The following is a 12,443-nucleotide window of genomic DNA, read 5'->3' on the forward strand; positions in this document are numbered from 1 at the left end:
CCCCCCAACAACCTCACCCCAACCCCCGCCCACCTCGACTACTCCGGTCACCGCCACCGGCCGCGCCCCAACCAGCTCAGTTACGACCACGGGCACCGCCGCCGCCGGCGCAGCAGAAGCCGCCGGCGGTGCAGAAGCCGCCGCCGCAGTGGTCGCGCCAGAAGCCGTCATCGCCGCCCAAGCAGCCGGCCAACTCTCACAGCGACTACACCGCGACCACCAAAACAACGCCCCGCACAACCCGCCCGGGCGCCAAAAACCCCCAGCGCAAGACGCCGCAACACCAACGCAACCCGTTACCGGCCGAGCCACCAACCAGCCAGCAAACCAGCCGAAATCCGACTCCAAGCGCTCGCCCCTGCCATCCGAACAGCCGCGGCCTAAACGCCGCGGCTATGACCCACCCGAGGAAGAACCGGTCAAAGGCCGCTAAGGCCCCTTGGTGGGTGCCGGACAACACCTGGACGACGCCGCGAACTGCGCGGACGCACAGACGTTGTCGGGGGGACGGGCCGCTCGCCATCAAAAAGCGGACTCTTTAAGGAGAGATGCGATGGGTGTCGACGAGCATAGGCCCACCGCCAAATGTCCAGTTCGATACGCCACTGGACCCTTCGAAGCCGATCGGGTTGGTCGTCACGTTCCATATGGCTTGGCCAAACGGATACAACACGTCGCTCCCAGAACGAACTAGCAAACGCAGTCCCGGCGGAGAATCAGGCGGCAGTCAGGGGACGCTCATAGTCCAAGTCGATGCGCAGGCGGTAGCGGAAGGCCCAGGTGCGGATGACCGCGCTATGTGCCCCGTCCTGCTCGATGTGAATATCGGCGCTGCTGGTCGTGCCCGAGGGTACCGTTCGGACCGTCACCGCCGCGCCCGATAGTGCTGGCCCCGTCACCTGGTCATAGACCACCAACCAAGGGCGCCGCGTCGGCGGCACCCGATCTCCCAGCCCACCCGGACCCACCAGCTGCAAGCCCGGCCCGGTGACCTGCTTCCACTGGGCGGGGCGATCAGTGTGCACCAGCACCCCGTAACCAGTGGCCGCCGCGCGCAGCGCAACCTGCACCGCCAACGCCAGCTCCCCCGCGATCGTCATCGTCGCCGGGCCGGTCGGATCACCGACATCGATCAGCAGCGGATGTCCCGCCGCCGTCGCGCCCACAATGATGCCAGTGGGCCCGATCGCAACCGAAAGCTGTTCCGCCTCACCAAGTTTCCGCGCCGGCACCGCCAAATAAGCCCTGGCCGTGATCAGCCCGGCCGCCATACCCAGATCGTGGCGGCCCGTCAATGGATTCAGGCCCGTCACCGGCGGCTCCACCAGCGGCGCCCCCGTGTGGTAGCGCACCAGCGCACCTACCGTGGTGGCGCCGTCCGCGGTCAGCCGCAGCTGCACGGTCACCACCGTCGCGTCGGTATCAGGGCCCCACAACCGGTCCAACGTGACAGTCGAGATGTCACGCGGCGACATCCAATACGTCGCCACATAACCGCCGGGATGACGCAGCCGCGACAACCCCCGACGCAGCGTCACCGGTTTAACCCCGCCCAGCAATTCCTCGTCGGCCGCCGCGATCTGCGCGGCCGTCAGCACCCGCGCCGGGCAGCGCCGGCCCCCGACCTCCTCGGCCAGCCACTGCGCGGCCGCCCCGATCGTCGCGGCCACCGACTCGCGCCACAGCACCGCCCGGGCCCCGCCTACTGCATCGAAGCGGGCCACCAGCCACGTGCGGCGCTGCCCCACCGCCGGATGATCCCCCACCCGACTCGAATACACCGGCGCATAACTGTGGTGGCGTTCCGCAGCGCGGCGCACCCCGACGCTCACGATGTCGATACCGCTTAACGTCACATCGAACTGGCGCAGGCCCGCAGCCACCGCCGCCAGCGGCAACTTCGCCAACGACTCCACGCGGTGATGATCCAGCACCGACGGGCTGTGCGGTTGACCATCCACCGCCACCACCACCACCAAATACGGCCCCACCGCCCGGATACCGACCGGACCCGCCGCACCAACATGGTCATGGTCAGCCAGTTCACCGGACGGGTCGCTCACCACCGGCCCACGGCGACCCACCGTGGCCCGCCACACCAACGTCAGCAGCGGCGCCCCCCGCCAGCACAGCAGCGAGCCCGCCGCCAGCATCGCCGCTGCAGCCGCCCCGGCCCACCAGCCCGCACGTCCACCCACCGTCATCCCTACCCACAGCAGCGCCACGGCGGCGGCAAAAACCGCCACCAGCCGGCCCCAGCCGGCCGCCACACCCAGCGGAAACGTCGGCCTCACCGCGGACCCCTATTGCGCATGAGGGTCGCCGAGCCCAGCACCACCGCGCAGCACAGCGCCAACGCCCCCACCCCGCCCGCGGCGACCCACACCGGGGTCATGTCGCGTCCCACCATCGGTGGGGCAAGGATCAGCGGCGCCGATAACCGTTCCGGCCCAACCGGTTCCCCCGCGGGAATGTCGTAGGTCAACGCGGCGACGGGGTCCACCACCCCATGCCCGACCCGGTTATCCACACCGCGGGCGGGCGCCCGCGCCGTCGCCAGCAGCCGGTTGATCACTTGATGGGCGCTCAGCTGCGGGAACTTGGCGCGCACCAGCGCCGCAACACCGGACACGATCGCCGCCGAAAACGAGGTGCCCTCCAGGCCCACCATCGTATTGTCGCGTCCCTCAACGGCATTCATCAGACCGTCATCGCGCGGTGAGAGACTTTCAATGCCGCTGCCCGGCGCCGAGATCGACACCCAAGGCCCGGCCATGCTGGTATCCAGCGGCGCGCCGCTGGCATCCACAGCACCCACCGTGAGCACATAATCGGAGAACCACGCCGGGGTGACGACCGTGGCCACACCCGCCCAATCGCGAGGATCATTGGGCGTCAACGGGTTATACACCGGATTCTGCTTACAGTCGCTATTGCCGGCATTGCCGGTGTTGCCGGCCGCGGCCACGATCACCGCATTGCGCTCAATCGCGGCATAGCGAACTGCGGCTCCCAGATCGCGCTGCTCGACCAAGTTGGATGCGCTCATGCACAACACCTCCGAAATGTTGATCACCTGCGCACCCATGTTGGCGGCGTGCACGATGGCTCGCGCCATCGTGCGGACATCACCGGCCTTGCGCCGCCGCGCCGGATCCTGATCGCCGGCAAAAGCATCCTTGGGGCTATAAGCCCGCGAGCTATGCCGGACAGCGATGATCTGCACCCCCGGCGCCACTCCGCTGAAACCGTCGACCGCCGCCGGCGCGGGCGGCGCCGGCGCGGGCGGCGGGCCCGCCGCCGGTATCGGGGAGGCAGGGGCAGGCGCATCGGTCGACGGCGCAGGGTCATCGGGACCCGGCGGCACCGGCGCCGCCGGGTAGCCCACCGCCCGCACCGGCGCCGGGGTGTGCGGCACCCGCCAACCGGCCCCACCCTCACCCTCCGCCGGCGGCGGCGGGGGCGGGGGCGCAGGCAGTTGCACCGTCACCGTCTGCGGCGGCGGCGGCGGAGGCGGCGTCTCGGAACTGGGCGCCGTATCGGGCCGGCGGGTCTGCCGCGGCGGCGGCAACGCCGTTTTGCCGTCCGCCGGATACGCGGCGATCAGCGACGCCACCACCGTGCCGTGCGCATCGCAGTCCGACAACCCGTCGCCACCGGCCACCACGTAATCGCCGCCGCCGACAAGATCCGGCAGCCTCGGATGCGGGTTCACCCCGGTGTCGATGACGGCGACCTTCACCCCGCCGCCCCGGCCGAACCGCCACGCCTCCGACAAATCCAGCATGTCCAAAAAGTGCGGCTGCACCCGGTAATCGGTGCCCGGCAGCGACCCCACCCGCGTACAGTAGGCGCCTTGACGCATCGGCTGATCAGGAGCCGGCGGCCCATCCGGCGGCAGCGCTCCCACATCGATCTGCGGCGGCTCCACCGCCGCCACCACCGGAGCACCCCACAACCCCGACCCGGCCAGCACTACCGCGCTCACCGTCACCGACACCGCGCCGCGCCCGATCACCAGGGGCCGCCTACCGGTACCGGATCGCGGCCAACACACCCATCAACCAAAACGCCAACGGGAAAATCGCTGCCAGACATAGATATTCGATCCACTCCACGATCTTGCGAAACGGCGGGGTATAGAACCGGTGAGGCACCACCACCGCAGCCACCAGGCCCGCAGCCGGGACCGCCACCATCACCGAGGCCCACACCAGCAGCGCCGTCAACGTGCCCAGCCCCACCACATAGCGGCCCGCCACACCGACCACGATGCCCACCGCAGCCACCGCCAACGTCGTGGCCTGCCAGCGATCGGTGAACGAACGGCCCCGCAACAGCACCGCCACCGCCACCACGGCGGCCAACACCAGCGGCAACCACCGCCGGCCCGACAGCGGATCGCACAAGCCCACGCAGCACACCACCACCACCGTGCAGGTCGCGATCAGCAGGCCCGACAAATAGCCATGCGCCCGGTCGGTGTGCAGCGCCACATCACGCACCGACTCCGGCCCGTCCAAGCTGGTCACCTCCCCAGCGGCCACCACCTTGTGCGACGGCAGATCCGGACGCGTCTCAAAAATCCAGCGGCCCGACGCCGACGGGAACACCGGCAGCCGTATACCGGCGACGCGCCGTGCCACCGTCGGGGCCACATGCATCCCCAGCACCGCCGCCAACAGCCCAACCGTCAACAAGATCGGAGCCGAAACCACCAGCGTCATCCGGAACACCGCCGCCACCGCGGCGGCACCCCCGGCAACCACCACCGTGGTGCCCAGCGCGAGAAACCGCCCCGTGAACCGCATGATCAACACCGCCGCGGCGATCAGCGTCGCCAACCCCACCGCGGCGTGCGGTGCACCCAGCGGCCCGGGAACCGCAGCCGCGGCGGCCACCGCCGCCGCCAGGCACCCCACCAACAGCAGCGTGTCCCCAACTGCGCGGCCCGCACCCTCACCGGCACGCACCACAACAACCACCGCAGCCACAATCAACGCCGCAGCCAGCCCGCCGCAGTACAACGCCGGCCACCACCCCAGGTGCCCGTAGCGCCACCGCAACATCACCGCAGCGGCCGCCAGCACGCCGCCGGCCGCCATCCCCGCACCCACCCGGGCCGCCCATGCCGCCGTCACACCCGGCCACCGTTTGCTCAGCTCGGCGGCCACTGCAGTGGTGACATGCTCGACAACATTGATCCGGGCCTCGGTGTCGGGAATAAACCGCAACCACAACCGCGTGCCATCAGTCACGCCCTGATCGGCCAGCGACTCCGAAGGCTTCAGCGCGGTCCCATCCACCCAGCACAACGCCCACCGCCCGCGCGCCGTCGCGCCCGCGCTGATCGGCTCGCGCCCCAGCTCGCACAGGCGCGCGTTGACCACATCGACCAGCGCCGCCATCTGCACCGACACCGCAGCGCTGGCGTCCAACACCAGCGCCACCTTGCTGACCCCGGCGCTGACCGCCACACACACCGTGGCCGGCGACGATGCCGCGGGTGTGGCGCTCACCGCGGCGTGCTGCTCCAGCGTCACCTGCTCAGTGCCCCGGCGGTCGGAAACCCGTCAGCCAATTCGGCGGCCAAATCAATCAGCGCTGAGCGCGTCTGTTTGCGCAGCGCGGTGAAAACCAGCGGCGACGCATCACGCAGATGCTTATCCCACGGAACGACCTTCACCGACCGCACCCGCGGGCCCAGGGTGTGCTGCAGGTGGGTGATGTACTTTTTGTTCGCGCACCGGTAGGCGTCGTTGAGCACCAGCACCGAACGCTTCAGCAGCTCATGGCCATTGCGGCTGGCCAGCCAATCCAGCGTCTTCTCCGCTGCCAGGCCGCCTTCGACGTTCATCGAGCCCACGATCATCAGCGCATCCGAGGCCGACAACACCTCCGGGATCACCTGGTGATCAATCTCGGCGCCGCAATCCACCAGCGACAGCTGATAAAAGCGGCGGGTGCGGCTCACCGCGTCGCGAAACACCGCCGGCGTCAACTGCAGCGGGTTGGCCACATTCTGGTTTCCGGCCAGCACCTCAAGTCCGGATCCATTGCGGCCGGTGTAATACCGTGCCTTCGGGTAATCCGTTAAGTCGCTGGCCGCCAGGAACTCGCGCAGCGAGGGCACAGCGCCCGGATCGATCATCCGTCCCAGGGCGCCGTAAGTGGGATTGGCGTCGATCGCCAACACCGGCTCATTGCGGAATTGGCGAACCGCCGTCCCGACGGCGGCGACCAGCGTCGTCTTGCCGACCCCACCCTTGATCGAGATCGCGCTGATCTGATAAGTACCCGGAATGTTGGCCGTGATGCGCTCCTGCTGATCACGCAGCAGCCGCTCGGCCGGGCCGGCCCCCAAGTTCACCAAATGACCGGTCGACACGTAAACCGCTTTGCGCCAACCCATTTGCGGTCGAGGCCGCGGCGCCTTGTGCACTTCACCGACTTGAATGTGGCGATGCTCCTGCCAGCTGGCGCGCGGATCGGCCACCGGCGCCCAGCGCTGCGCCGCACTGAGCTCCCGCTGATCAGCCGCGCCGTTCGGCTGGCCCGGGCGTTGACGTGCATCAGCGTCGCCGGCGGGCGCCCCGAGCGGTAGCGGTGGGCATGGCGCAGCGGCGTGCCCATTAGCCGCCGGCGGCGCCATGCCCACCGGCGGCGGGGTGGGGGGCCGGTGCACCGGCGGTAGCGGTGTCGCAGCCGGCGCGGCTGGTGGCGGGGGCGGCGGTGTCCTCACCGGCGCAGCAGGCGGCGGCGGCGGCTGGGCGTGCGCCCCAGTGGAGGCCGGGCCCGCCTCAGGGCGATCCGGCGGCCCCTCCGGCGGCAGGTAGCGCGACATGAAATCGGAATTATCGGCCATTACTCAACCCCTGTTTGCATGCTGATGTCTCGATCCTAGAACGCGAATTACCGCTACATCACGGCGGACCGCAATCTTTCGTGAAAATCCATTTGCTGGTGCGGCATTGTGTGGCGGCTCAGGCCATTCGTTCATGAGTTAACCAAGACCGCAGCGCCACGCTGTGCAGCACCGTCGACACCCCGTGACGTACCTGCGCCGGCGTCGCCGGCGCCACGGTCATCCACTGCTGCTGGGCTCCCGGCGGCGGGTTGATCCGGTACAGCGCCACCCGCCCCGAATCGGTGTCACGCAAATCCAGCACCGACTCACTGGGTTCGGTGGCGGACTCAACATATGCGCGCGCATACAGCAGCGCCTCGGCCAGCGGTTCATCCAGGGCCACGCCGAGCTCGGCCAGCACCGCCCCCCGCAGCCCGACCGCCTTCAACGCGGCCACCTGCCCCGCCGCGGTGCCCGCCGCGGCTCGCTGCGCCGCCGCCGTGCACATCTCCTCCAGCGGCACGTTGATCGCGCTGAAGCGGGCCGGCGGCACGCAGTGCACCATATCCAGCGCCTCGCACACCAGCTGCGCCAGCCACCCCGAGTCCGCTGCCGCGGCACAGTCATCGATGGTGACCTGGTCGCCGGTGCGCACCGCCGAAACCCAGCGGCCCTCCCGGCGCGCCAACACGATGCGCAGCTGCCCGGCCGGCACCGCACGCCACGTGGCCGGATCGTCGAAATCCACCACGGCAGACCAGGTTAATGGGCCCTCGGACACCAGCACGATCACCTCGACGTCGGGGGCCCCCAGCACGCGCATCCGCTCAGCGATATCACCGCGCACCACCGCACCCTCATCGCAAATCCCCTCGCCCACCAGCACGCCCAAACCGGGGTGAGACGCCAGCCACTGCGTGCAGCGGGGCTCGCCGTAAGGCCAGGCCCGCAGCTCAGGGGCCAGCCGCGGGATGCTCAGCAGCGCCTGCAGCAGCCACAGCCCGGCGAGATTGACGGTGATATCGGTCGACTCGAGATCATCGACGGACATCGCCTGCGCCTGCTTCCCTTCTAAAAACGACCGCGGCGGCACCCTTGCCGATGCCGCCGCGTCACCGCCAGTTGCGCCGGTTACACCGCCGCCCACGAGGAACCGACAGCGCCGTCGGTGCTGTGCATGTTGGCCCCGGCGCTCTGCACCTTAGCCCCATGCGCGGCCGCCTGCTCATAAATCACCTGAAAATTTCGTCCCAGTTGAGTGATGAACTCCTGACAGGCCGTGGAGCCAGCGCCACCCCAGAAGTCCCCGGCCGCCAGCACATCACGCACGATGGCCTGGTGCTCGGCTTCCAGCGCGGCGGCCTGGGCGCGCACCGTCGCGCCGTGGGCATCCACATCACCGAACTGGTAGTTGATCGACATCATTTGCCTCCTGATCTGTCTGCGTTGACTCTGTGCGCCCGGGCTAGCTGCTCAACACCTGCTGAGAGGCCTGTTCTTGCTGCTCGTAGTTGCTGGCGTCGCGGATCAACCCGTCACGCACCCCGTGCAGCATGTTCACGATGTTGCGAAACGCCTGATTCATCTGGCCCATGGTGTCGTACGAGGTCGCCTGGGCCTGTCCGCTCCAGCCCGCGCCGGCGATGTTCTGCGACGACGCCCACATCCTGCGGGCCTCATCCTCGACCGTCTGCGCATGACCCTCGAAACGGCCGGCCATCGCCCGCATCTCGTGCGGGTCGGTCATAAAATGCGTCGCCATCGCTTACTCTCCTTAATCGCGACCGTGTGAAAACCAAAAAACGGAACATTGCTGTGGGGCTAGTCTATTGCCACGGTGCGGCTCAACATAACGGCGGACGCAAACCATTTTCAGCGAAAACTCGCCGCTATTTACCCGGTACCGGATTTAGCGGCGGTCGAACACTTTCACCGGGGTCCCGTAGCGCGGCGTGCCGGCCGAGCCGCCCCGACCGCCCAAACCCGCCGCCAACGGCGCCGCCCCATACATGCCCGCACCCGAAGTGCCCGCCGGCGCAGCCCCCGCGGCGCCACCGGCCGCGCTCACTGGTCCCGTCAGCGGTGCCGCCGCACCGGCCGCCGCGCCCGACTCGGCCGCACCGGCCATCCACGTCGCCGGAACCGATAACCCACCCCCGAGCGATCCGGCCCGACCGGCCATCGCCTCCACCTGCGCACCGCCCGCACCCAGCCCGCTCACCGCCGGGGACAGCCCCGCCCCGGCCGCGCCGCTGGTGCCCGCCCCCAACAGGCCCGGATTGCTCAGTGCACCCATAAACGGTGACAAGAACGACTGGAATTGCCCCAACCCCGAGGCCGGTGACCCCAGCCCACCGCTCAGCGGTGAGGAAAGCCCTTGCAGCGCCTGCGGAATCATGCCCACCAGCTGCGGGCCCATCGTCAACATCGTCTGGCCATCGACCGGCAAACTACTCAACCCGCCGGCCTCCGAAGCGGCGCTAAACGGCGCACGGCCCCCCGATGTTGCGCCGTTTTGGCCCAGCGCCGCGGTTTGGGCGGCCAAACCCACCGGATTGGAATTGGGCAGCGGCGGCACGAACTGGTTGGCGGCCAGCGTCCCCGTCACCCCGGAGGCATCCGCGGCCCACCCATACATCACGGTCGTGTCCTGGCTCCACATCTCGTCGTAGGCGGCTTCGGTGGCCGCGATCGCCGGCGTGTTGACCCCCATGAAATTCGTTGCGATCAACGTCATCAACGTGTTGCGGTTAGCCTCGATGACCGGCGGCGGAACCACACCGGCCCGCGCGGCCTCAAACGCGCCGGCCGCCTGCGCCGCCGCGGCCGCGGCCTGCTCGCACTGGGCGGCCGTGGCGATCATCCACACCGCATACGGTGCGGCCGCGAACGCCATCGACATCGACGACGGGCCCAGCCACGCGCCGCCGACCAGCGCGTTGACCACCGCCTGAAACGCCGCACCCGCCGAGCCGAGCTGAGCCGCCAGCGCCTGCCACGCCGCCGCCGAAGCCATCAGCGGCCCCGAGCCCGAGCCGGCATACATCCGGCCCGAATTAATCTCCGGGGGGACCTCGTAATCGCCCATCAGGGGTAACGCCCGGCTGGCTACACCATTGTCGCGGCATTCAAGGCTTCGCTGGCCGCATAACTGGCTGCGCTGGCGCCCAAAGTGGCCACAAACATCGCATGGACCGCACCGCCGATCGCCTGAGTGACCTGATACAGCCCGGCATGAGTGCTAAACGCCGCGGCCAGCAGCACCGACGCCGGCTCAGCGGCCGGGGGCAACACACCCAGCGTGGCGGGCGCTCCCGCGGCGTTGCCGGCCTGCACGGTGGTGCCGATCGCCGCCAACCCTGCGCTTGTCGCGTCCATCGCTTCGGGCAACGCCGTCACGAACATCGATTTACCTCCGCATCACCGGATCAACCCTGCACACCAGATCCCCGCCGAATCTGAGTCTAGCGACGCCACCCGTACTATGCGCAGGTCGAGCAACACCAATTTCGACCCAGCCGCCACCTTTAGTCGGAATCCACCGATGAGCCCCGAGGGGGCCGGTCGCTTTAGCGGCCGGGGGAATCGGGGCGTAGGTGAACAGCGTGGTCACGCGAGTTTTGTCAGTGCCGTCTCGTAGGGTTCGCGGTATGTCGGCTCAGCGGTTTCGTCGCACGCCGGGAGGCGTGTGCTCGCTGGGCCTGCATTTGGTGTGGTGCCCGAAGTACGGCGTCGGGTGTTGGGCGGGCGGGTCGCGCGCCGGCTCGATGAACTTATCGAGCAGATCGCCGGCGAGCATGGTTGGCAGATCGTGGCTCACGAAGTGATGCCCGATCATGTGCACCTGTTCGTGCGGGTCGGGCCGACTGACGCCCCGGCGGCGGTGGTGTGCGCGTTCAAGGGGCGCACCGCGCGAGTGCTGCGCCAGGAGTTCCCGCACCTGCGGAGGTTCGCGAAGGTGTTGTGGTCACCGGCGTATTTCGCCGCCTCGGTCGGCTACGTGTCGGAGACGACGGTGCGCCGCTACATCGAGCACCAGTGGGACGCGATGCTGGCGTCATGAGTCAACGGGTCAAGATCACTCGCGCCCGCCTGCGCGGCAGCCCGGTGTATCTGGGTGAGGTCACCGACGATGCCGGCACGGTTGGCCCGGTGTGGTCGGCCGATCCGGATGCGGTGTTGGGCTGGTTGTGTGATGGGTTCCGGTTCCGGTTCAATCAGCGCCGCTCGATCCGCTGCCGGTACATGACGTGCGAAGACCGCGACGGAAACAACACCATTGTGATCGATCCGGACGGTGAGCCGGTGTTGCTGCCGATCGGCCGTGAGGTTACCGACATCACCGACGCGCAGGCCCGCGAGCGGCATGGTTTCCTGGCTGCCATGCCGTCGCTGGTGTTGGAAGCGACCTTGAAAACCGAGGCGACGGACTGGTTTTCGGCGGGCAAACGCCGCAAGACCAACAAGGCTGCGGGCCGGCGGGCGGGGGCGATGCCCGGTTTCCGCCGTAAGGATTCCGATCAACGGTTTGTGTGCTGGTTCAACGGTGGGCGCAACGCGGTGTTCACCAAGACGGGCCGGCGCTCTGGCATGGTGACGATCAGCGGCGCCAACCCGACAACGCACCGCGCACCGGGGCGTGCAGCGGACGGTAAGCCGCACAAACTGGGCTGGAAAGTCACGCTGCACGTCCGGTTGTCGCAGCCGATCCGCCCCTACACGTCGGTGCGGGTGAACTGGACACGCCGCCAGTTGGTGTTCGTCAACGAACCGCTTCCGGTTGCTGGCAAGGTCCGAACGGGTGAGGCGATCGGGCTTGATCGCGGTGTGGTGCACACCGCCGCCGATGACCGCGGCCGGTTCTACGACGCCCCCGACGCCGCCGAGGTGGACAAGCAGCGCAAGTTCCATCAGCGGCGGATGGCCAAGTCCAAACTGATCGCCGCCCGGCAGGGCCGCCGGTTCTGGGAGTCGAAACGCTACCAAGCGCACAAGACCGCCGCTGCTGGCCTGGCCGCCAAACAGGCGCGCGTGCGTGAGGATTTCGCGCACCAGCTCAGCACCCAACTCGTGCGTGAGCACGACTTCATCGGGATCGAGACGCTGTTCCTGGACCGGATGACCCGGCGGGGCAAAGGGAAGGGGGCTGCAGCCAAGCGGGGGCTCAACCGGGTGCTGCAGCGTGCCGCGCTCGGCAGAGTTGCCAAGTGCATCGAGTACAAAGCCAACCTGGCGGGGGTGCCGTTCGTTGAGGTGCCCGCCGCCTACACCAGTCAGCGTTGCCATCAGTGTGGGCACACGTGCAAAGAAAACCGTGAAAGCCAAGCGGTCTTCCGTTGCCTCGCGTGCGCCTGGACTGGCAATGCTGATACCAACGCTGCGATCAACGTGCGTGAGGAAGCCCTCACACGCTGGGCAGCGCAAACCGAACAACTGGCTGGGACATCCGCGGCGAACGCGGGCGGCGAAGCCGTCAGCCAGGCGGGGAGCAAGATCAAGACCGACCCCCACACGGGTCCGGCCCCTGGGCCGGCGGCATCTGCGATGAACCGCAAACCCCCCACCGCCGCCTAACGGCCGAGGGAATCCACCGCTT

11 protein-coding genes and 1 pseudogene are annotated in these 12,443 nt (G+C 68.7%); 3 read left to right on the forward strand and 9 right to left on the reverse strand.

What is annotated here, in order from left to right; translation table 11 throughout:
* Window positions 1-433 (forward strand): annotated as a pseudogene (locus AC5Y2L_RS27400) (hypothetical protein); the annotation flags it as partial.
* 283 nt (window positions 434-716) lie between these two features.
* Here the strand turns inward: AC5Y2L_RS27400 and eccE are convergent.
* The 9 genes from eccE to AC5Y2L_RS27445 form a co-directional block, all read right to left on the reverse strand.
* Complete coding sequence (gene eccE, locus AC5Y2L_RS27405) at window positions 717-2,294, reverse strand: type VII secretion protein EccE (protein WP_499945429.1); 1,578 nt, start codon at window positions 2,292-2,294, stop codon at window positions 717-719.
* Window positions 2,291-4,018, reverse strand: a complete 1,728-nt coding sequence (gene mycP / locus AC5Y2L_RS27410; RefSeq protein ID WP_499945431.1) for a type VII secretion-associated serine protease mycosin — start codon at window positions 4,016-4,018, stop codon at window positions 2,291-2,293. Before mycP ends, eccE begins: the two co-directional genes overlap by 4 nt.
* Window positions 4,019-4,028: 10 nt before the next feature.
* The gene (gene eccD / locus AC5Y2L_RS27415) at window positions 4,029-5,543 is read right to left on the reverse strand and encodes a type VII secretion integral membrane protein EccD (RefSeq protein WP_499945434.1); all 1,515 of its coding nucleotides are present in this window, start codon (window positions 5,541-5,543) and stop codon (window positions 4,029-4,031) included.
* Window positions 5,540-6,865, reverse strand: a complete 1,326-nt coding sequence (locus tag AC5Y2L_RS27420; protein WP_499945438.1) for a MinD/ParA family ATP-binding protein — start codon at window positions 6,863-6,865, stop codon at window positions 5,540-5,542. Before AC5Y2L_RS27420 ends, eccD begins: the two co-directional genes overlap by 4 nt.
* A 118-nt stretch (window positions 6,866-6,983) precedes the next feature.
* Window positions 6,984-7,898, reverse strand: coding sequence for an ESX secretion-associated protein EspG (locus AC5Y2L_RS27425; RefSeq protein ID WP_499945442.1), 915 nt, complete (start codon window positions 7,896-7,898; stop codon window positions 6,984-6,986).
* A gap of 80 nt (window positions 7,899-7,978) precedes the next feature.
* Window positions 7,979-8,269 (reverse strand): WXG100 family type VII secretion target, encoded by a 291-nt coding sequence (locus AC5Y2L_RS27430; protein ID WP_499939931.1) that lies wholly within the window; start codon window positions 8,267-8,269, stop codon window positions 7,979-7,981.
* Window positions 8,270-8,312: 43 nt separating this feature from the next.
* Window positions 8,313-8,609: a WXG100 family type VII secretion target gene (locus AC5Y2L_RS27435; RefSeq protein WP_499939929.1), complete on the reverse strand. Its 297-nt coding sequence runs from the start codon at window positions 8,607-8,609 to the stop codon at window positions 8,313-8,315.
* A gap of 147 nt (window positions 8,610-8,756) precedes the next feature.
* Window positions 8,757-9,935 carry a PPE family protein gene (locus AC5Y2L_RS27440; protein ID WP_499945450.1) on the reverse strand — a complete coding sequence of 393 codons (1,179 nt, stop codon included), beginning with the start codon at window positions 9,933-9,935 and terminating at the stop codon, window positions 8,757-8,759.
* A 20-nt stretch (window positions 9,936-9,955) separates the two neighbouring features.
* Window positions 9,956-10,252: a PE family protein gene (locus AC5Y2L_RS27445; RefSeq protein WP_499945452.1), complete on the reverse strand. Its 297-nt coding sequence runs from the start codon at window positions 10,250-10,252 to the stop codon at window positions 9,956-9,958.
* A gap of 310 nt (window positions 10,253-10,562) precedes the next feature.
* On the opposite strand from AC5Y2L_RS27445, the gene tnpA reads away from it, so the two are divergent.
* Complete coding sequence (gene tnpA, locus AC5Y2L_RS27450) at window positions 10,563-10,910, forward strand: IS200/IS605 family transposase (RefSeq protein WP_499945454.1); 348 nt, start codon at window positions 10,563-10,565, stop codon at window positions 10,908-10,910.
* Complete coding sequence (locus AC5Y2L_RS27455; RefSeq protein ID WP_499945456.1) at window positions 10,907-12,421, forward strand: RNA-guided endonuclease InsQ/TnpB family protein; 1,515 nt, start codon at window positions 10,907-10,909, stop codon at window positions 12,419-12,421. The genes tnpA and AC5Y2L_RS27455 overlap by 4 nt, the downstream gene beginning before the upstream one ends.
* Window positions 12,422-12,443: the final 22 nt, after the last annotated feature.

Source organism: Mycobacterium sp. NGS66 (assembly GCF_059812225.1).